Source organism: Stenotrophomonas sp. YJH_SMC_119, assembly GCF_059368315.1.
Window position 1 is genome coordinate 682,875 of record NZ_JCAFRP010000001.1, and the last position, 19,710, is coordinate 702,584.

Consider the following 19,710-nt stretch of genomic DNA (forward strand, 5'->3'; position numbering starts at 1 on the left):
CGGAAGGCATGCGCATCCGGGCATGCGGCTGGGCTTCAAACCCAGTAGGGGGCGTCGATCGTTCCCTGGTAGGTTCGACTCCTGCTGCCTTCCGCCATTCGCGTTCCCGCAGGAGATGTCGGCATGGCCACGCACGCGCAATCCCCCGCCCCTTCAACGGCCGATGCCCCGCAACGACTGACCTCTCTCGCGCATGGCGGCGGCTGCGGCTGCAAGATCGCGCCGGGCGTGCTGAGCGAACTGCTGCGTGGCGTTCCAGCACTTCCGGCACCGGCTGAGCTGCTGGTGGGCCGTGAGAACAGCGACGACGCCGCGGTGTATCGCCTCGATGACCGGCAGGCGATCGTCGCCACCACCGACTTCTTCATGCCGATCGTCGACGACCCGTTCGACTTCGGCCGCATCGCGGCCACCAACGCGCTGTCGGACCTGTATGCGATGGGCGCGCGCCCGCTGTTCGCACTGGCCATCGTCGGCATGCCGATCAACACGCTGCCGCAGGACACGATCCGCGGCATTCTGCAGGGTGGCGAACGCGCCTGCGCCGATGCTGGCATCGTGGTCGCTGGTGGCCACAGCATCGATTCGGTGGAACCCATCTACGGCCTGGCCGCGATCGGCGTGCTCGACCCGCAACGACTCAAGCGCAACGCCGATGCCCGCGCCGGCGACGTGCTGGTGCTGGGCAAGCCGTTGGGCGTGGGCGTGTATTCGTCAGCACTGAAGAAGGAAGTGCTGGACGCTGACGGCTACCAGCAGATGATCGCGTGGACCACCCGCCTGAACACCGTGGGCGTGCCCCTGGCTGCGCTGGACGGCGTGCATGCCATGACCGACGTCACCGGCTTCGGCCTGCTCGGCCACCTGCTGGAAGTGTGCCGCGCCAGTGGTGTCGCTGCCGAGGTGGACAGTGCACAGGTGCCGCTGCTGCCGCAGGCGCTGGAGCTGCTGCAGCGTGGCTGCGTGACCGGCGCATCCAACCGCAACTGGGCCTCCTATGGCACCGAGGTGCGCTTCGCCGATGGGTTGCCGGCACACTGGCAGCCACTGCTGACCGACCCGCAGACCAGCGGCGGACTGCTGGTGTCGTGCGCTCCGGAGGCGGTGGATGCAGTGCTGGCCTGCTTCCACGACGCGGGGTTCGGCCAGGCAGCCGTGGTCGGGCGTTTGAGCGAAGGAGCGCCGGGCGTCAGCGTGGTTTGAGACGTGAAGGTTTGCCAACGTGTCACTTCCGGGCACTTGAATCATGTCCAAAATATTGGACACTAAAGCCATGAACCTGATCGACATCGGCAAGGCGGTTCGTACCCGCCGTGAGCAGCTTGGCCTGTCGCAAGGCCAACTGGCTCATCTCAGCGGCCTTTCCCGGCAGACCGTGGTCGGCCTGGAAGGGGGCACCCTTAGTGATCTGGGCGTCAATCGCGTGGGACAGCTGATGGCCGTGCTCGGTCTGGATGTTCCGGCACCCACCACCGAAAACCGGCTGCGCAAGCAAGGCCTGAAAATGGCCGCGCGAACCGCGAACGTGAGCTACGCAAGCGAATTGACTGCGGGCGAGCTGGCCCGCGTACTGGTCAGCGGGGAAGTTCCTGCCACCTACGCGGCGCAGATGGCGCACCTGCTGGATGAAGCCCCTCCCGCCATGGTGGTGATGGCGGTCGAGGAAGCTGCAATCGGCGCGCAGATGCCACCACGGCGCATCTGGCGCAACGTGGCGAAGATGGCCAACACACTTTCTGCTCACCGCAAGGACCTGTGGATGTGAACCGCGAATTGCCGGCCGGCGCCTGGCAGGCGCTGCTACCCCGGGCGCTTGTCCTCATCGGGGAGATCCGGCGCCACGGCGGCATCACCGATCCGTTCTGGACGTTGGGTGGCGGAACGGTACTGATGTTTCGACATCGGCACCGGCTCAGCAAGGACATCGACATCTTCGTGCCGAACCCCCAGTACCTGGGCTTCGTCACTCCCCGCTTGAGCGATGTGGCCGCGAGCCTTACCGGCGACTACAGCGAAGATCCCAGCGCATGGGTCAAGCTGCAGTTCGAGGAAGGCGAGGTGGATTTCGTCGCAGCTCCCAATCTTCTCGATGACGCCTGGGAGGAATGGACGATCGATGGCCGGCGCATACGCGTGGAAACGTCGGCGGAAATCATCGCCAAGAAAATGTTCCATCGCGGGCATCGAACAACGGCCCGAGACCTGTTCGATCTTGCGCTGGTCATCGAACGCGAGCCGGACGCGCTGGCGGCCGCAGCAGACGCACTGGTCCGCCATCGATCAACGTTTCTTGATCAGATCCGCAATCCCCATCCGACATTGAAGATTGCGTTCAAGGCCATCGACACGCTGGACTAATCGCCAGACTTCGACCACTGCGTCGCGATAGCTGCGGACTACCTGGAAGGACTGTGATCCTCCCAGGCGATTGCGCAGAACATCACTCGATGTTCTGCACCTGTTCGCGGATCTGGTCGATCAGCACCTTCAGTTCCACCGCGGCATTGGACGTGCGGCTGTCCACCGACTTCGAGCCCAGCGTGTTGGCTTCGCGGTTGAACTCCTGCAGCAGGAAGTCCAGGCGGCGGCCGACCGGCTCGCGCTGCTTGAGCACGCGACGAATCTCGACGATATGGCTGCCAAGGCGGTCCAGCTCTTCATCCACGTCCAGCTTCTGCAGCCACAGCACCAGCTCCTGCTCGGCGCGGCCGGGGTCGACCGGGTGCGGCAGGTCAGCCAGACGGGCGGCCAGCTTGGCGCGCTGGCCGTCGCGAATGGCCGGAATCAAGGTGCGCACTTCGGTGGCGATGCGCTCGATGCCGTCCACACGCTCGCTGATGGCCGCAGACAACTTGCCGCCTTCGCGCTCACGGGCCTCGACGAAGCCATCCAGCACCTGGTCCAGCAGCGCCAGCGCCTCGACCTGCAGGGCGGCGGCATCGGTGGCCTCGCCACGGGTCACGCCCGGCAGCTGCAGCAGGTCGGTGAAGCTGACCTGCAGGTTGGGGAAATCGGAGGTCAGGCGGTGCGCCAGGCGGCCCAGCTGGGCCAGCAGGGCCTCGTCAACCTGCAGGTTGGCCGCCGCTTCCGGCGCGCGCAGGCGCATCACCAGATCCAGCTTGCCACGGCTCAGGCGCGCGGCGATGCGCTCGCGCAGCTGCGGTTCCAGCGCCCGCAGCTCCTCGGGCAGGCGGGTGCCGACCTCCAGGAAGCGGTGGTTGACCGAGCGCAGCTCGCAGCCCAGCGTGCCCCACGGGGTGACCCGCTCGCCGCCGGCATAGGCGGTCATGCTTCGAATCATGGATTGTGTCCGGTGCGTGCAAAGGGGGAATGGTACCCTAGCGCCCTCACCAGAGCCCCCTTGCCCGCCCCGTGAAGGCCGCGGGCGTGGCGGCGTACTCCCTTGCCATTACGGAACCCGCACCATGTCCGATTCCCGCCCCAGCGGCCGCCAGCCCGACCAGCTCCGCCCGGTCGTCATCCAACGCGGCTTCACCCGCCACGCCGAAGGTTCGGTGCTGGTGTGCTTCGGTGAAACCCGTGTGCTGTGCACCGCCAGCGTCGAGAACCGCGTGCCGGGCTTCCTGCGCGGCAAGGGCGAAGGCTGGGTCACCGCCGAATACGGCATGCTGCCGCGCGCCACCCACACCCGCAGTGACCGTGAAGCGGCCCGTGGCAAGCAGGGTGGCCGCACGCTGGAGATCCAGCGCCTGATCGGCCGCAGCCTGCGCGCCTGCGTGGATCGCAACGCGCTGGGCGAGCGCACCATCACCCTCGACTGCGACGTGCTGCAGGCCGACGGTGGCACCCGCACCGCCGCCATCACCGGCGCCTACGTGGCGCTGGTCGATGCGGTGAACGTGCTGATGAAGCGTGGCGACATCAAGCGCAACCCGATCCTGGGCGCAGTGGCCGCCGTATCGGTAGGCGTGTACCGCGGCACCCCGGTGCTGGACCTGGACTACGCCGAAGACAGCGACTGCGACACCGACATGAACGTGGTGATGAACGACGGTGGCGGCTTCATCGAGCTGCAGGGCACCGCCGAAGGCCACGCCTTCCGTCGCGATGAACTGGATGCGCTGCTGGGCCTGGCCGAAAAGGGCGTGGGCGAACTGCTGGCCGCACAGCAGGCGGCGCTGTCGGCATGAACCGCCGCATCGCCCTGACCACCCTGGTGGTGGCCGACTATGACGAAGCCATTGCCTGGTACACCGGCAAGCTCGGCTTCGCACTGTTGAAGGACATCGACCAGGGTCACAAGCGCTGGGTGGTGGTCGGCCCGACCGACGGCAGTGCCGCCGCCCTGCTGCTGGCCCGCGCCAGCGACGAGGAACAGCGCAGCCGCATCGGCAACCAGACCGGCGGCCGCGTCGGCTTCTTCCTCAACACCGACGACTTCCGTCGCGACCACGCGGCGATGGTCGCCGCCGGCGTCGAGTTCCTGGAAGCGCCGCGCGAAGAACCCTATGCAACGGTTGCGGTGTTCCGCGATCTGTATGGCAACACCTGGGACCTGCTGGAGCCCCGTCAATGAAGAAACTGGTACTGGCCAGCCACAACGCCGGCAAGCTGGTGGAGATGCAGGAGATCCTTGCCGATCTGCCGCTGCAGATCACCTCGGCCGCCGAACTGGGCCTGGGCGATGTGGAAGAGACCGGCCTGACCTTCGTCGAGAACGCGCTGCTGAAGGCACGCGCGGCCTGCGAAGCGACCGGCCTGCCGGCGCTGGCCGATGATTCGGGCCTGATCGTCGATGCCCTCGGCGGTGCGCCGGGCCTGTACAGCGCACGCTATGCCGGCCACCCGACCAATGCTGCGGCCAACAATGCCAAGCTGCTGGACGCGATGGCCGACATTCCCGATGGCCAGCGCAGCGCCCGCTTCTATGCGGTGATCGTGCTGCTGCGCCACGCCACCGACCCGCAGCCGCTGATCTGCGAAGGCCGCTGGGAAGGCCAGATCATCCGCGAACTGCGCGGCACCAATGGTTTCGGCTACAACCCGGTATTCCTGGACACCACCCACGGCCTGACCGCCGCGGAAATGGAGCCGGCGCTGAAGAACGCCATCAGCCACCGCGCCATTGCCCTGCAGCAGCTCAAGCAGCAGCTGGCGACGCTGTACTGACGCCACCCGATCGACCCAGGGAAGCCGGCCAGCGGCCGGCACTACCGAAGAAGCCCATGCCGCACGCCCACGACCACTGCAACCACCTGCCCGGCGAAGCCTGCTCCGCCGACCACGACAACCCGCCGCGGCTGGTGCCGCCACCGCTGTCGTTGTACGTGCACCTGCCGTGGTGCGTGCGCAAATGCCCGTACTGCGATTTCAATTCGCACCAGGCCAAGGGCGAGCTGCCGTTCGACGCTTATATCGATGCGCTGCTGCGCGACCTCGACCAGGACCTGCCGCTGGTCTGGGGCCGGGTGGTGCACAGCGTGTTCTTCGGTGGCGGCACGCCCAGCCTGTTCCCGCCGGAGGCGATCGACCGCTTCCTGCAACAGGCCAGCGCACGCCTGCGTTTCGCGCCCAATGCCGAAATCACCCTGGAAACCAACCCGGGCACCGCCGAGCATGGCCGTTTCGACCGCTACCGCGCGGCCGGCGTGAACCGCCTCAGCTTCGGCATCCAGAGTTTCGACGACGCCATGCTCAAGCGCCTGGGCCGCATCCACGACAGTGGCGAAGCCGAGCGCGCGGTGAAGATGGCGCAGGACGCGGGCTACGACAACTTCAACATCGACCTGATGTACGCGCTGCCGGAACAGACCCTGGCCGGTGCCGAGGCCGACCTGGAACGCGCGTTCGCGCTGCAGCCGGCACACATCTCCCACTACCAGCTGACCCTGGAACCGAACACGGTGTTCTTCGCGCGGCCGCCGCAGGGCATTCCCGATGAAGACAACGCCTGGGACATGCAGGAACACTGCCAGGCATTGCTGGCACAGGCCGGTTTCGGCCAGTACGAGGTCAGCGCCTATGCGCGCCCCGGCCGGCAGAGCGCGCACAATCTGAACTACTGGCGCTTCGGCGACTACCTGGGCATCGGTGCCGGCGCGCACGGCAAGATCAGTTCCGGCGCCGAGGAGCATGTGCTGCGGCGTTGGAAGCTGAAGCACCCGCAGGCCTACCTGGACAGCGCCGGCACGCCCGCCTCGTTCGGCGGCGACGATGTGATCGCGCCGGAGCGCCTGCCGTTCGAATACATGCTCAACCTGCTGCGCCTGCACGAAGGTTTTGGCCTGCGCGATTTCGAGTCGCGCACGGGGCTGCCGCGCAGCGTGCTGGACGCTCCCCTGGCCGAGGCCGTGCAGCGCGGCTGGCTGGACATGACCGATGGGCATGTGCAGCCGACCGAGCTGGGCCGCCGCTTCACCAACGATGTGGTGAGCCTGTTCCTGGAAGATTGATCCTCGCCTGACAGAGGATCGTTCCGGCCGCTGGCCGGCAATCCGGTGAAGACATATCTGCCGGCCAGCGGCCGGCACTACCGTTCATCGGTCGGGCCAGGCCCGGCGGATGCGATTCACGTTCAGCCTAAAGTAGCGCCGACATCGGCCGACACGGTAGATTCACCAGATCGATCCGCGGGAATCCGGGTACCGCCTGCCGATGTCAGTTGTCTTTTCCATCACTCCTGCCGACAAGAACCGCCTGGCCGCCAGCGATCTGCCACCGCGGGTACGTGAGCTGCTGGGCGCGCTGATCGGCCTGTGCCGGCAGACGCTGGCGGCGCCCCTGATCCTGACCGTCGAGGCGCTGGAGCAGACCCTGCTGCACGACGCCGACCGCGCACGCAATCCGCAGCAGCAGGCCGAGCTGATGGCCCAGCGTGGACAGCTGCACGCCTTCGCCGGCCATTTCGCCGATCGCATGCTCGATGCCGTGGCCGACGCCCTCGCGCGGTTGCGCGAACCGGTCAGCGGTGTCAGTACCAGTGCTGGGCCGCCAGCGCTGCCGGGCATGCTCGGGCTGTCGCTGGTTGATGAGCACGAAGTGGATCGCGACCTGCTGCTGACCGAGATGGTGCGGCGCGAAACCCTGCGTTCAACCAACACACTGAACCTGCTGGGCCAACGCCTGGGCGTACTGGCGGCGGCGCCGGCCTTCGAGGCCGACACCCTGCCGCTGGCACCGCAGGCACTGTGCGCGATGGTGCGCCGGATTGCCGAACAGGACGCGCTGAGCGTCGAGGTACAGCTGGCGCTGTATCGCAGTTTCGAACGGCAGGTGCTGGAACGGCTGGGCGATATCCTTGACCGTGCCAATGCCCTGCTGGCCCAGTCCGGTGTACTGCCGGGGCTGGTCTACACCCCCTACCTGGCACGCTCGTCGAGCACGCGGCGGATCATCACCCAGTCGGTGGGGGGCGGCCGCACCACGCAGCCGGCCAAGCGCACCGCAGCCCCCCTGACCGGCTGGAACGGTTCGGCACCGGCCGGCTCCTGGTCCAGCCTGGTACAGGACGCCTTCCACGAGGGCGGCGCTGGCGGCCCCGCCACGCCGGGCGTGACCACCTCCACCGGCAGTGCACTGCATGAACTGCTGCAGCAGGCGCGGCACGGCAGCCCTGCCCCGGCGGACAGCGGCGCGGTGCCCAGCGCGGCAGTCGACGCGGTCCTCGCGCGCCTGCAGGCCCAGTCCAGTGCGGCAACCGGTGTGGCCGACCTGCAGGCTGCCGTGGTCGCGCAGCTGCGCAGCGAGCATGGTGCGCAGGCCCAGCTGGGCAGTCACGACCGGGACAACCTCGACCTGCTGCGCATGCTGATGCAGCAGGTGCAACAGCAGCAGCGTCCCGATCCAGTGCCGGCCGCGCTGCTGGCCCGCCTGCAGGTACCCCTGGCACGCGCCGCCATGGCCGATCCGGGCTTCTTCGTGCGCGACGAACACCCCGCGCGTGAGCTGCTCAATCAGATCGCCGAAGTCGGCGCCAACTGGCTGGGCGATGAGGATGTCGACCCGCAGCTGCTGCAGCGCATGGCGCAGAGCGTGCAGGGCCTGCTGGGGCAGGATGCGCGTGCGCCGGAAGCCTTTGCCGCCGCCAGTGAAGACGTGCAGCAGCACCAGCGCGCGGCGGCCCATCGTGCCGAACTGGCCGAGCGCCGCCATGTGGAAGCCGCGCGCGGCAAGGAACGATTGGAACTGGCCCGTCGCCAGGCCACCGCACAGATCGACCAGTGCTGCGACACCCGGTCGCCACCGCGTTTCGTGCAGACCTTGCTGCGCCAGGCCTGGGCCGATGCACTGACCCTCACCCGCCTGCGCCATGGCGACGATTCACCGCAATGGCAGGAGCGCCTGCAACAGACCGAGCGCATCGCTGCCATCACCGCGCAGGCCATCGACGCCCCCGGCGGCACCGATACCGCACTGGCAGCGGACGTGGAGGCCGCATTGCTGCAGGTCGGCTACCACGCCGAGGAAGCCGCCGCTGTCGCGCGCAGGCTGGCCACGCCCGGCGGCGAGGATGAAAGCACCTCGCGTACCGAGCTCAGCGCACGCCTCAAGGCACGTGCGCGCCTGGGCGAGCACGCCGGCACGAACGGTGGCGCCGCACCTGCCACGCCGCGCAGCAGCGCCGAAGAAGCGGCCTACCAACAGCTGTCCAGCCTGCCGTTCGGCAGTTGGTTCGACATCGACATGGGCGATGGCACGATGCGCCGCCAGCGCCTGTCCTGGTACAGCCTGCTGACCGGCCACGCGTTGTTCGTCAATGCGCGCGGGCAGAAGATCACCGATACCGACCTGGATGCGCTGGCACGGCAGATCAGTGCCGGGCGCGCGCAGCTGGTCACCGAAGACAAGGGCCGGCTGGTCGACCGTGCCTGGGAAGCCAGCCTCGGTGCGCTGCGCGCACTGGCCACGGCTCGCGCACAGGAGACCCCCGCATGAAAGCCGTACCGCCGCAGGACACCCGCCGCGCGCCGCGCCGCCAGGTCTCGGACCTGGTGCCGGTTACCGACCAGATGCGCGAGTGCGTGGTCGGGCGCCTCGGCAATGTCTCCGAAACTGGCATGCTGATGCTGGCCAGCATGCCGCTGCGCGAGGATGCGCTGTACCAGCTGCGCTTTCCCTTGCCATTGGGTGATGGCCGCCAGCAGGCCATCGACGTAGGCGTGCATCTGCTGTGGAGCGAGCCCGCACACGTTCCCGGGCAGAGCTGGACCGGCTTCCGCTTCCTGACCCTGTCGCGCGAACATCGGCAGCTGCTGCGGCAGTGGGTGGGCGAGGACAGCGACGAGGGACCGGTTTCGACGGCCTGAGTGCCGGTTCCGGCACAGCGGTTTTTCGCGGTATGCGGCAGAATCTAGGGCCGTTTTCCGTGTCGAGCCACCGCAATGATCCAGCAAGACCCCGGCGCCCTGTATTCCGACCACCTGGCCGTGCTGTGCCGACGCGCCGAACAGGCGCTGGCCCGCGGCGGCTTCGACCATCTGGTGGTGCCCAGCGGCACCCTGCACTACCAGGTGTTCGACGACCGCGACTACCCGTATGCGGTCAACCCGCAGTTCAAGGCCTGGCTGCCGCTGACCCGCGTGCCCAACAGCTGGATCGTGTTCACCCCGGGCAAGCGCCCGGCGGTGATCTTCCACCAGCCCTTCGACTACTGGCACGTGGTGCCGGACGCCCCCAGCGGCTGGTGGGTGGAGCACTTCGACATCCACATCATCCGCAAGCCCGAAGAGGCGCTGGCCCTGCTGCCGGCCGACCCGTCGCGCTGCGCGATCCTGGGCGAGCCGCAGAGCGCACTGGGCAACTACGTGCCGAACAATCCAGCGCCGGTGGTGAACTACCTGGAATGGCACCGCGGCAGCAAGACACCGTATGAAATCGCACTGATGCGCCAGGCGCAGGTGCTGGGCGTGCGCGGCCACCGCGCCGCCGAGGCGGCCTTCCGCAATGGCGCCGACGAGTTCAGCATCCACATGGCGTACTGCCAGGCGGTGGGCCAGGATGCCAACGAGCTGCCGTACGGCAACATCGTCGCACTGAACGAACACGCCGCCGTGCTGCATTACACCGAGCTGGGCCGCAAGGCACCGCAGCCGCTGCGCAGCTTCCTGATCGACGCCGGCGCCAGTGCGCACGGCTATGCCAGCGACATCACCCGCACCTACGCCGCGCAGGGCCACGACGAATTCGCCGCGATGATTGCGGCCGTCGACGCCGCCCAGCAGCAGATGTGCGCAGCGGTGCGCCCGGGCTTCGACTACAAGCAGCTGCACGTGGACGCACATCTTTCGCTGATGGGCGTGCTGAAGGACTTCGGCGTGATCAAGGTGTCGCCACAGACCGCGCTGGAGACCGGCGTCAGCGCCGCATTCTTCCCACACGGCATCGGCCACCTGATCGGCCTGCAGGTGCACGACGTGGCCGGCTTCGCCGCCAGCGACGAAGGTGGCCGCATCGAGCGCCCGGCCGGCCATCCCTACCTGCGCCTGACCCGCGTGCTGGAACCGGGCATGGTGGTGACCATCGAGCCAGGCCTGTACTTCATCGACATGCTGTTGAACGAAGTGAAGGACGCCGGCCATGGTGATGCGATCAACTGGGAGCGCGTGGATTTCTTCCGTCCGTATGGTGGCATCCGCATTGAAGACGAAGTGCTGTGCACTGATGGCGAGGCGGACAACCTGACGCGGCCGGCGTTTGCGGCGGCGAACGGCTGAGCCCCTCGTGGTTGGGTGCTGAATTCAAAAGCCGCGCTTTGCCGGGCGGGGTGGGTTTGCAGGACACGCCGTAAACCCATCCATGGGGGCTCGATGGCGCCATCCATGGCGCCAACGGTCCTGCAAACCCACCCCGCCCGGCCTTTGACAGTTTCCTGCGCGCGTCCAACCACGGAAAAGAAAAAGAAAAGCAAAAGCGGGTCGCTCGCTGCGCTCGCTCTGTGTCGACCAAGGTCGACACCTACCAACAGCCGCAATTGCCCGTAGATCCACGCCATGCGTGGATGATTCATTCGATATCTGACAGATGTGCCGACCAACGGTCGGCACCCACCAACAGCCACAGGAATCTGTCAGGGGTGGGGCGGTGTGGGTGGGCAGGACCGTTGGCGCCATGGATGGCGCCATCGAGCCCCCATGGATGGGTTTACGGCGTGTCCTGACCACCCACACCGCCCCGCCATCCCACGGAATGCCGCTCTGGCATTGGCAGTTGCCGTTGATTGCAGCAGGTGCAGGGCTGCAAGCCCTGCAGAACACCCCTTACCCCGCCATCACCGCTTCAATCTCGTCGGCGCTGCGCGCCAGGCCTTCGGTCAGCACGCGATGGCCGTCATCGGTGATCAGCACGTCATCCTCGGTACGGATGCCGATACCGCGCCAGCGCGGTTCCACCGTCGTGTCATCCACGCCGATGTACAACCCGGGCTCGATGGTGAACGCCATGCCCGGCTCCAGCAGACGCGAGTCACCCGCCAGGCGGTAGTCGCCCACGTCGTGCACGTCCATGCCGATCCAGTGCCCGGTCTTGTGCCGGTAGAAGCGCTGGTACAGGCCTTCGGCCAGGTTCTTTTCCAGCGTACCCTTCAGCAGGCCCAGCCGCAGCAGGCCCTCGGTCAGGGTCTGCACTGCGGCGAGGTGACCGGCTTCGTACGGCACGCCCGGCCTGGCCTGGGCCAACGCAGCGGCCTGCGCATCGCCGACCAGGTCGTGCAGTGCACGCTGCTCAGCGCTGAAGCGGCCATTCACCGGGAACGTGCGGGTGATGTCACTGGCGTAGCCACGGTACTCGGCACCGGCGTCGATCAGCACCAGCTCGCCGTCGCGCGAACGCGCGTTGTTGTCGCGGTAATGCAGGATGCAGCCGTTGCGGCCGGCACCGACGATGCTGCAATAGGCCGGCACGGCGTCGTTGGCGCGGAACACGCGTTCCAGCTCCGCCTGCAGTTCGTACTCGTGGATGCCGGCCCTGGCGGCCTTCATCGCGGCCAGATGCGCACGCACGCTGATCTGCGCGGCGTGGTGCATCAACGCCACTTCGGCACCGGACTTGAACAGGCGCTGCTCGTGCAGCAGGTGGCCCAGTTCGAGGAACTCGTGCGGCGGCTGCGCACCGTGGCGCACCTGCGAACGCACGCGGTTGACCCAGCCGATCAGCTTCAGGTCGAAGTCGGCATCCCGGCCGAAGTGGTAGTAGACGCGCGAACGGCCTTCAAGCAGGCCCGGCAGGATATCGTCCAGATCATCGATCGGGTAGGCATCGTCCATGCCGTACTGCGCCACCGCGCCTTCCTGGCCGGCGCGGCTGCCGTCCCAGGCTTCGCGTTCGGCATCGCGCTCGCGGCAGAACAGGATGGCCTCGCCGTGGCGTCGGCCCGGGATCAGTACCAGCACTGCTTCCGGCTCCGGGAAGCCGCTCAGGTACTGGAAATCCGAATCCTGCCGGAACGGATAATGGGTATCGAGGCTGCGCACCTTCTCGGCCGCGGCCGGCAGCACCAGGATCGCATCCTCGCCGGCCATGTCCATCAGCTGGCGGCGACGACGCTTGTACTCGCCGGCGGCAATGCCGGTGCGCTGCTTGATGTCCATCAGTTCAGGCGCTGACGATGGCGCGAGGCCAGCACCACGTCGCCGTGCAGCAGGAGCACCGCCACGCGGATGAATTCCTCGATCTCCGACAGGGCTTCGTCGTCATCATCGCCACCGGCCTCGAAATCCTCGCTGGAGGCACGCGCCAGGCTGGCCATGTCGGTCAGCGCTTCCTCGCCCTCTTCGGACAGGGTCGGGCGGCGGCCGCCGCTGCCCAGGCCGAAGCCGCCCAGGAAGGAACGGGTCCAGCTGAACATGGCATCGGCCTGCGCGGATACATCGTCGCCGTCGGTCAGCAGCAGCTCGAAGGCGAAGTCGCGGTCTTCCAGCTGCTTGATGGTGGCCTGCAGCAGCTGCCCCAGCACGCTGTCGGCAGCCACCGGCGGCAGGTTGTCGTCGGCCAGCACGCGCGCCGGCCAGTCGTTGCCGGGGGCACCGCCGGCAGCCAGCCAGCCGCACAGCGCGCCGTGCAGCTCGGCAGCGGTGGCGCCCAGGCCCAACGCCTGGCTGGCGCGGGTAACGTCGTCGACGGAGGGAAGTTCGGTCATCGTGCGGCTCGTTCGGAAAGGAAACCCGGGGCGCGCACGCGCGCGCCCGTGAGACCCCGTAGTGTAGCAACCCGACGGCATCCTCTCCGCAGCCGTCCAGCCTTGCTGCGACAACGCTTGACCGCCCTTACCCGGCTTGCCTATCGTGCCCGCATGGAACCCGCCGATCCCCTTGCCCAGCTGCAGGACTTCGCTGCCCGCGTGGAAGCGTTGCTTGACCGCAACCAGCGCCTGGCCGAGGAGAACCGCAGCCTGCGCCACCAGCAGGAACAGCTGGTGGCCGAGCGCTCGACGCTGCTGGCCAAGAATGAGCAGGCACGTTCGCGGGTGGAAGCAATGATCAGCCGGCTCAAATCCCTGGAGCAGCACACATGAGCGCCGAACCGGTCAGTGTCCGCATCCTCGATCGTGAATACACCGTGGGCGTCGGCGGCGATGAACGTGACAGCCTGATGGCCGCCGCACGCCTGCTGGATGCGCGCATGCGCGAGATCCGCGGCAGCAACCGCATGGCCGCGGTTGATCGCGTTGCCGTACTGGCCGCGTTGAACCTGGCCCACGAACTGCAGCTGCTGCGCGACGAGAACGCCCGCCAGGCGGTGGCGCTGCAGCAGACGCTGGCCGATCTGAACCGGCGCCTGGACCGCGCCATCGACGGCACCCCCTAGAAAAAGGGGACGGAGGGGATTAAGGCGCATTCGCCCCCATCCGTGCCGGAAACGTCTTAATCCCCTCCGTCCCCTTTTCTCATATCTGAATTGGCACGGACTGTTGCCGACGAACGGCCTATCCAGATCCTGCGTGCTGGCTATAATGGCCACGCGTTCTCTGCGGTACTCGACGGCATGTGCAAACATTCGCCTTGTCCCTTAAGAACGACACCGGGAGCGCGACAGCGCCGGGAGTGCAGGTCCGCCTTGCAGCGGGAAGCCCGATGGTTCTCCAGCGTTCCCACTTGAGCCCCCGGGTTCAAGGTCGTTTCGCATGCATCGACATTGCGGAGAATGCAATATTCCAGCAAGGGCGGCGTCTTCGGGCGTCGCCCTTGTTCTTTCCGGCACAATGGCGGCTGTTCCCCCGCCGCACGCTGCCATGACCGACCCGCGCCAGGCCCTGCGCCACGACCTGCGGCAACGCCGCCGCGACCTTTCCGCCACTGAGCGCATCGCCGCCGCCGAATCGCTTGCCGATGCCCTGCTCGCCCTGCCGTTCGCCCCGCGCGAAGGCGCCGTGGCCGGCTACTGGGCGCTGGATGGCGAGATCGCCCTGCACCGCTGGCAGTTGCAGTTGTCCGAAGGCCTCACCTACTGCCTGCCGGTGCTGGCCGGCGACGTGCTGCGCTTCGCGCCGTGGCGGCCGGGGCAGCCGCTGACCAGCAACCGCTACGGCATTCCCGAGCCGGACGTGGCGCTGGAAGACACCCTGGAACCAGCACAGATGGCGCTGGTGGTGGCCCCGCTGGTGGGTTTCGACACGCAGTGCCGGCGGCTGGGCATGGGGGGCGGCTGGTATGATCGCAGCTTCGCCTTCCGCCACGACCGGCCGGCGCCGCCCTGGCTGGTCGGTGCTGCGTTCGCGGTGCAGCAGGTCGAGTCCTTGCCGGTGGCGTCGTGGGACGTGCCGGTGGATGCGATCTGCACCGAAGACGGCACCCTGTTCCCCTCCGCTGCCCCCGTGAACGCATGACCGCCCGCAAGCGCTACTGGCTGATGAAGTCCGAACCGGACGCCTTCTCCATCGATGACCTGGCCAAGGTCAAGGTCGAACCCTGGAACGGGGTGCGCAACTATCAGGCGCGCAACTTCATGCGCGATGGCATGCAGGTGGGCGACGGCATCCTGTTCTACCACTCCAATACCAAGGTGCCCGGCATCGTCGGCCTGGCCACCGTGGCCAGTACGGCCTACCCGGACGACACCCAGTTCGATCCGAAATCCGACTACCACGACCCCAAGAGCACGCGCGAAAACCCGCGCTGGATGCTGGTGGACGTGGCCTTCGACCGCAAGCTCAAGCAGGTGATCGCGCTGGACGAGATCAAGCTGCACGCCGAAGAACTCGGCGAGGGCTTCCCGCTGGTTGCCAAGGGCAACCGCCTGTCGGTGTTCCCGGTGACCGCCGCGCAGTGGAAGCTGCTGCTGTCGCTGGAAAAGAAATCCTGATTCCCTGCCTGAGAGTTCTCCCATGTCCGAAGCCAAGCGCCTGGCCGCCGAGAAAGCCATCGAGTACGTTGAAGACGGCATGATCGTCGGTGTCGGCACCGGTTCCACCGTGGCCTATTTCATCGATGCCCTGGCCCGCATCCAGCACCGCATCAAGGGCGCTGTTTCCAGCTCCGAGCAGAGCACCGCGCGCCTGAAGCAGCACGGCATCGAGGTGATCGAGCTGAACCACAGCGGCAACCTGTCGCTGTACGTCGATGGCGCCGATGAGTGCGACGCCAACAAGTGCCTGATCAAGGGCGGCGGCGCCGCGCTGACCCGCGAGAAGATCATCGCCGAGGCCAGCGAGCGCTTCATCTGCATCATCGACCCGAGCAAGCAGGTGCCGGTGCTGGGCAGGTTCCCGCTGCCGGTGGAAGTGATCCCGATGGCGCGCAGCCTGGTTGCCCGCCAGATCCGCGACATGACCGGCGGCCAGCCGACCTGGCGTGAAGGCGTGGTCACCGACAACGGCAACCAGATCCTGGACATCCACAACCTGCAGATCACCGATCCGGAAAAGCTGGAGCGCGAGCTCAACCAGCTGCCGGGCGTGGTCTGCGTCGGCCTGTTCGCCCGCCGCCGCGCCGATGTGGTGATCGTCGGCGGCGAGCCGCCGGTCGTGCTCTGACCCTTTCGAAGGATCCTGACGATGTCGCTGTTGCGTTCGCTGCTGATGCTCCCGCTGCTGGCCCTGGCTGGCTGCGCCACCGACGCGGCCCGCCACTGGGTCGAACTGGATGGCGCCCGCTACCAGGTCGAGCTGGCCACCAACGATGAAACCCGCGCACGCGGTCTGATGTTCCGCGACCAGATGGCGGCCGACCACGGCATGCTGTTCATCCACGACCGCGAGGAAATGCAGGCGTACTGGATGAAGAACACCAGGATCGCGCTGGACATCCTGTACTTCGACAGCCAGCGCAAGCTGGTCAGCCAGCAGCGTGATGTGCCGCCGTGCTCGGCCGGCGACATGTGCCCGCCCTACCCCAGCGGTGGCCCGGCACGTTACGTGCTGGAGCTCAACGCCGGCCAGGCCGAGAAGCTCAAGCTGAAGGACGGCACGGAGCTGAAATTCGGCCCAGGCATCGAGTAACAGGGTTCTGCCCGCGGTAGTGCCGGCCGCTGGCCGGCAACCCTGCAGGGGTCAGATCCCTTTCGCACGCGAAAGGGATCTGACCCCCGGATTTTTCACGCGGCACCGCTTGAAACCGCCTGCGAATGACGCCAGTCTGTGGTCATGCAGGACCGGATCACACTCCCCGACTGGGATGCACTGGCCGACCTCGAAGACGAGGCGCTGCCCTTGTTGCCGACCGCGCTGCTGATCGCGCGCGATGAATACCCCGATCTGCAGCCGTCCACCTACGACGCGCTGATCCAGAGCCATGTCGACCACCTCCGCTCGGAAGTGGAGAGCATCGACAACAGCCCACTGAAAATGGCGGCGATCAACCGCCACCTGTTCGACGAGCTGGGCTACAGCGGCGACCACGACGAGTATTACGACCCGCGCAACAGCTACCTCAACCAGGTGTTCGAGCGGCGCCTGGGCAATCCGATCTCGTTGGCGCTGGTGCAGATGGAAGTCGCGCGCCGGCTCGGCATACCGTTGGATGGCGTGTCCTTCCCCGGCCACTTCCTGGTGCGCTTGCCGGTGGACGACGGCGTGCTGGTGATGGACCCGTTCAACGGTGGCCGGCCACTGGACGTGGACGAACTGCGCGAACGCGCCAAGTCACACCTGGGCGGACAGATGCCCGATGACCAGGTGCTGGCGCAGATCCTCGACCCGGCGCCGGCGCGCGCGATCCTGATGCGCATGCTGCGCAACCTGCATGGTGTCTACGCCGAAGCCGGTGAATGGGATCGTGCCGCACGCAGTGCCGACCGCCTGCTGAAACTGGCGCCCGAGCAGGACGACGCGCTGCGCGACCGCGGCCTGGCGTACCTGCAACTGGAGTATCTGGCCGGTGCCCGCCATGACCTGGGGCAGTACCTGAAGCGCAATCCCGAGGCCAGCGACGCGCAGTGGCTGCGCGAGAAGCTGATCGACCTCGGCGGGCCGATGCCGCGGCTGCATTGAGGGTGTCGGTGTGTGGACCAACGGTCCACACCCACCCCAACGGTCCGCACCCACAGGATGGGCCGGGTGGCCCGCCGGTCAATCGACCTCGACCATCTCGAAATCGGCCTTGGTCACCCCGCAGTCCGGGCAGGTCCAGGTTTCGGGAATGTCCTCCCAACGCGTCCCGGGCTCAATACCCTCCTCCGGCAAGCCTTCCGCTTCGCTGTACAGGAAGCCGCAGACCACGCACATCCAGGTTCGCAGGGTGGTGGGGCTGGCGTCGCTCATCGGATAATCGGGGCTGGATTCACGGGCGGCCATTGTCCCATTGCAGCCCACGCACCGGTAGCCATCGATGACTTCTGCTTCCCCTGCGCCCCGCGGCGTCTACCTGATCACCCCCGACGAGCCAGATACCGCGCGCCTGCTGGCCCGTACCGCGCCGCTGCTGGCCGCGGGTGCCACCTGGCTGCAGTACCGCAACAAGACCGCCAGCGACGCGCTGCGGCAGGAACAGGCGGCGGCCCTGCAAGGCCTGTGCGCCGCCCACGGCGTGCCGCTGATCGTCAACGACGACCCGGTGCTGGCCAAGGCCGTGGGCGCGGCCGGCGTGCATCTGGGCGGCACCGACGGGGACATCCCCAGCGCGCGCGCGCTGCTCGGTGCCGAGGCCATCATCGGCGCCTCCTGCTACGACCAGCTGGCCAATGCAGAGAAGGCCGTGGCGGCCGGCGCCAGCTATGTGGCCTTCGGCGCCTTCTTCCCGACCACCACCAAGGTCACCAGCAGCCGCGCCCACACCGACCTGCTGCGGCAAAGCGCCGCACTCGGCGTGCCGCGGGTGGCGATCGGCGGCCTGACGCCGGACAATGTCGGTCCCATCATCGACGCCGGCGCCGATCTGGTGGCCGTGGTCAGCGGTATCTATGCCGCATCGGACCCGGTCGCGACCCAGCGCGCCTATCTCGCCCAGTTCGCGTAATGCCCAGGAAAGCCCCATGAACCACGACCAGTCCCACGCCCTGTTCTCCCGTGCCCAGCAGCTGCTGCCGGGCGGCGTCAATTCGCCGGTACGTGCGTTCAAGTCGGTCGGCGGCGAGCCGTTCTTCGTTGAACGCGCCGATGGCGCCTACCTGTACGACGTCGATGGCAACCGCTACATCGACTACGTCGGTTCCTGGGGCCCGATGATCGTCGGCCACAACCACCCGGCCGTGCGCCAGGCGGTGAAGAAGGCGATCGACAGTGGCCTGTCCTTCGGTGCGCCGTGCGCGGCCGAAGTCACCATGGCCGAGACCATCACCGGCCTGGTGCCATCGTGCGAGATGGTGCGCATGGTCAACTCCGGCACCGAGGCCACGCTGTCGGCGATCCGCCTGGCGCGTGGCGCCACCGGCCGCAACCGCATCGTCAAGTTCGAAGGCTGCTACCACGGCCACGGCGACTCGTTCCTGGTCAAGGCCGGCAGCGGCATGCTGACCCTGGGCGTGCCGACCTCGCCGGGCGTCCCGGCCGGCCTGAGCGAACTGACCCTGACCCTGCCCTACAACGACTTCGAAGCGGCCACCGCCCTGTTCGAACAGCAGGGTGACGACATCGCCGGCCTGATCATCGAACCGGTGGTCGGCAACGCCAACTGCATCCCGCCGCGCGAGGGCTACCTGCAACACCTGCGTGCGCTGTGCACGAAGCATGGCGCGCTGCTGATCTTCGACGAAGTGATGACCGGCTTCCGTGTTGCCCTCGGCGGTGCGCAGGCGCATTACGGCATTACCCCGGACCTGACCACTTTCGGCAAGATCATCGGCGGTGGCATGCCGGTGGGTGCCTACGGTGGTCGCCGCGAGCTGATGCAGCAGATCGCACCGGCCGGCCCGATCTACCAGGCCGGCACGCTGAGCGGCAATCCGGTGGCAATGGCCGCCGGCCTGGCGATGCTGGAGCTGGTCCAGCAGCCGGGTTTCCATGCCGACCTGGCCGAGCGCACCGCACGCCTGTGTGCGGGTCTGGAAGCGGCCGCCGCCGACGCCGGTGTGGCCGTGACCACCACCTGCGTGGGTGCGATGTTCGGGCTGTTCTTCACCAGCGAGAAGGTGGAGACCTATGCGCAGGCCACCGCCTGTGACATTCCGGCGTTCAACCGCTTCTTCCACGCGATGCTGGAGCAGGGCGTGTTCCTGGCCCCGTCGGCGTACGAGGCCGGCTTCCTGTCCAGCGCGCACGACGATGCCGTGATCGAGGCGACGCTGGCCGCAGCACGCGTGGCGTTCAAGGCTGCCAAGGGCTGATCGCAAAAAAGGGGACGGAGGGGATTAAGTCGTTTGTGCACAAACGACTTAATCCCCTCC

At 67.4% G+C, this 19,710-nt stretch carries 23 protein-coding genes, 1 tRNA gene and 1 other RNA gene; 21 read left to right on the top strand and 4 right to left on the bottom strand.

The features are described from left to right. Window position 1 precedes the first annotated feature (1 nt). The 4 genes from AC5P6S_RS03105 (at window position 2) to AC5P6S_RS03120 (ending at window position 2,358) form a co-directional block, all read left to right on the top strand. Window positions 2-97 (top strand) — tRNA-Sec (locus AC5P6S_RS03105). A gap of 26 nt (window positions 98-123) precedes the next feature. After that, entirely contained in the window at window positions 124-1,203 is a 1,080-nt protein-coding gene (selD, locus tag AC5P6S_RS03110) for a selenide, water dikinase SelD (protein WP_049396156.1), read from the top strand. Window positions 1,204-1,273: 70 nt separating this feature from the next. Next, entirely contained in the window at window positions 1,274-1,765 is a 492-nt protein-coding gene (locus AC5P6S_RS03115; protein ID WP_012481160.1) for a helix-turn-helix domain-containing protein, read from the top strand. Then, a complete protein-coding gene (locus tag AC5P6S_RS03120; RefSeq protein ID WP_012481161.1) occupies window positions 1,762-2,358 on the top strand; it encodes a nucleotidyl transferase AbiEii/AbiGii toxin family protein in 597 nt (198 codons plus the stop codon). Before AC5P6S_RS03115 ends, AC5P6S_RS03120 begins: the two co-directional genes overlap by 4 nt. 82 nt (window positions 2,359-2,440) lie before the next feature. On the opposite strand, the gene AC5P6S_RS03125 is transcribed toward AC5P6S_RS03120, so the two are convergent. Beyond that, window positions 2,441-3,301, bottom strand: a complete 861-nt coding sequence (locus tag AC5P6S_RS03125) for a YicC/YloC family endoribonuclease (protein WP_012481162.1) — start codon at window positions 3,299-3,301, stop codon at window positions 2,441-2,443. A 124-nt stretch (window positions 3,302-3,425) separates the two neighbouring features. Here AC5P6S_RS03125 and rph point away from each other — a divergent pair, with 124 nt between their 5' ends. From rph to pepQ, 7 genes are all read left to right on the top strand, one after another. Continuing rightward, window positions 3,426-4,151, top strand: coding sequence for a ribonuclease PH (gene rph, locus AC5P6S_RS03130; protein ID WP_005410889.1), 726 nt, complete (start codon window positions 3,426-3,428; stop codon window positions 4,149-4,151). Continuing rightward, window positions 4,148-4,537: a VOC family protein gene (locus AC5P6S_RS03135; RefSeq protein ID WP_495204471.1), complete on the top strand. Its 390-nt coding sequence runs from the start codon at window positions 4,148-4,150 to the stop codon at window positions 4,535-4,537. Before rph ends, AC5P6S_RS03135 begins: the two co-directional genes overlap by 4 nt. Beyond that, window positions 4,534-5,130: an RdgB/HAM1 family non-canonical purine NTP pyrophosphatase gene (gene rdgB, locus AC5P6S_RS03140; protein WP_005410891.1), complete on the top strand. Its 597-nt coding sequence runs from the start codon at window positions 4,534-4,536 to the stop codon at window positions 5,128-5,130. The genes AC5P6S_RS03135 and rdgB overlap by 4 nt, the downstream gene beginning before the upstream one ends. A 56-nt stretch (window positions 5,131-5,186) precedes the next feature. Then, window positions 5,187-6,413, top strand: coding sequence for a radical SAM family heme chaperone HemW (gene hemW, locus AC5P6S_RS03145; RefSeq protein ID WP_033834955.1), 1,227 nt, complete (start codon window positions 5,187-5,189; stop codon window positions 6,411-6,413). Between the two features lie 202 nt (window positions 6,414-6,615). Beyond that, window positions 6,616-8,895, top strand: coding sequence for a DUF1631 family protein (locus AC5P6S_RS03150; protein WP_235643465.1), 2,280 nt, complete (start codon window positions 6,616-6,618; stop codon window positions 8,893-8,895). Further along, complete coding sequence (locus AC5P6S_RS03155; RefSeq protein ID WP_005410894.1) at window positions 8,892-9,266, top strand: PilZ domain-containing protein; 375 nt, start codon at window positions 8,892-8,894, stop codon at window positions 9,264-9,266. Before AC5P6S_RS03150 ends, AC5P6S_RS03155 begins: the two co-directional genes overlap by 4 nt. 75 nt (window positions 9,267-9,341) lie before the next feature. Then, the gene (pepQ, locus tag AC5P6S_RS03160; RefSeq protein ID WP_012481166.1) at window positions 9,342-10,673 is read left to right on the top strand and encodes a Xaa-Pro dipeptidase; all 1,332 of its coding nucleotides are present in this window, start codon (window positions 9,342-9,344) and stop codon (window positions 10,671-10,673) included. Window positions 10,674-11,216: 543 nt separating this feature from the next. Here the strand turns inward: pepQ and AC5P6S_RS03165 are convergent. Together AC5P6S_RS03165 and AC5P6S_RS03170 are read right to left on the bottom strand one after the other, a co-directional pair. Continuing rightward, window positions 11,217-12,539: an aminopeptidase P N-terminal domain-containing protein gene (locus tag AC5P6S_RS03165; protein WP_087944448.1), complete on the bottom strand. Its 1,323-nt coding sequence runs from the start codon at window positions 12,537-12,539 to the stop codon at window positions 11,217-11,219. Between the two features lie 5 nt (window positions 12,540-12,544). Continuing rightward, window positions 12,545-13,093 carry a YecA/YgfB family protein gene (locus AC5P6S_RS03170; RefSeq protein WP_005410897.1) on the bottom strand — a complete coding sequence of 183 codons (549 nt, stop codon included), beginning with the start codon at window positions 13,091-13,093 and terminating at the stop codon, window positions 12,545-12,547. 153 nt (window positions 13,094-13,246) lie between these two features. Here AC5P6S_RS03170 and AC5P6S_RS03175 point away from each other — a divergent pair, with 153 nt between their 5' ends. The 8 genes from AC5P6S_RS03175 (at window position 13,247) to AC5P6S_RS03210 (ending at window position 17,380) form a co-directional block, all read left to right on the top strand. Further along, entirely contained in the window at window positions 13,247-13,468 is a 222-nt protein-coding gene (locus tag AC5P6S_RS03175) for a TIGR02449 family protein (RefSeq protein WP_043034082.1), read from the top strand. Then, entirely contained in the window at window positions 13,465-13,761 is a 297-nt protein-coding gene (locus tag AC5P6S_RS03180) for a cell division protein ZapA (protein ID WP_005410899.1), read from the top strand. Before AC5P6S_RS03175 ends, AC5P6S_RS03180 begins: the two co-directional genes overlap by 4 nt. A gap of 154 nt (window positions 13,762-13,915) precedes the next feature. After that, a non-coding RNA gene (ssrS, locus tag AC5P6S_RS03185) (6S RNA) lies at window positions 13,916-14,101 on the top strand. Between the two features lie 84 nt (window positions 14,102-14,185). Then, the gene (locus tag AC5P6S_RS03190; RefSeq protein WP_049395368.1) at window positions 14,186-14,779 is read left to right on the top strand and encodes a 5-formyltetrahydrofolate cyclo-ligase; all 594 of its coding nucleotides are present in this window, start codon (window positions 14,186-14,188) and stop codon (window positions 14,777-14,779) included. Continuing rightward, window positions 14,776-15,255 (top strand): EVE domain-containing protein, encoded by a 480-nt coding sequence (locus AC5P6S_RS03195; RefSeq protein WP_005410901.1) that lies wholly within the window; start codon window positions 14,776-14,778, stop codon window positions 15,253-15,255. Before AC5P6S_RS03190 ends, AC5P6S_RS03195 begins: the two co-directional genes overlap by 4 nt. A gap of 22 nt (window positions 15,256-15,277) precedes the next feature. Beyond that, window positions 15,278-15,925 carry a ribose-5-phosphate isomerase RpiA gene (gene rpiA / locus AC5P6S_RS03200; protein WP_005410902.1) on the top strand — a complete coding sequence of 216 codons (648 nt, stop codon included), beginning with the start codon at window positions 15,278-15,280 and terminating at the stop codon, window positions 15,923-15,925. Window positions 15,926-15,946: 21 nt separating this feature from the next. After that, entirely contained in the window at window positions 15,947-16,390 is a 444-nt protein-coding gene (locus AC5P6S_RS03205; RefSeq protein WP_005410903.1) for a DUF192 domain-containing protein, read from the top strand. 144 nt (window positions 16,391-16,534) lie between these two features. Beyond that, window positions 16,535-17,380, top strand: a complete 846-nt coding sequence (locus AC5P6S_RS03210) for a SirB1 family protein (RefSeq protein WP_024957828.1) — start codon at window positions 16,535-16,537, stop codon at window positions 17,378-17,380. A gap of 78 nt (window positions 17,381-17,458) precedes the next feature. Here AC5P6S_RS03210 and AC5P6S_RS03215 read toward each other — a convergent pair whose 3' ends face one another. After that, the gene (locus tag AC5P6S_RS03215; RefSeq protein ID WP_005410905.1) at window positions 17,459-17,683 is read right to left on the bottom strand and encodes a rubredoxin; all 225 of its coding nucleotides are present in this window, start codon (window positions 17,681-17,683) and stop codon (window positions 17,459-17,461) included. A 34-nt stretch (window positions 17,684-17,717) separates the two neighbouring features. Here AC5P6S_RS03215 and thiE point away from each other — a divergent pair, with 34 nt between their 5' ends. Further along, the gene (gene thiE / locus AC5P6S_RS03220) at window positions 17,718-18,344 is read left to right on the top strand and encodes a thiamine phosphate synthase (protein WP_005414374.1); all 627 of its coding nucleotides are present in this window, start codon (window positions 17,718-17,720) and stop codon (window positions 18,342-18,344) included. 16 nt (window positions 18,345-18,360) lie between these two features. Continuing rightward, entirely contained in the window at window positions 18,361-19,650 is a 1,290-nt protein-coding gene (gene hemL, locus AC5P6S_RS03225) for a glutamate-1-semialdehyde 2,1-aminomutase (RefSeq protein ID WP_049395371.1), read from the top strand. The last annotated feature ends 60 nt before the right edge of the window (window positions 19,651-19,710 follow it).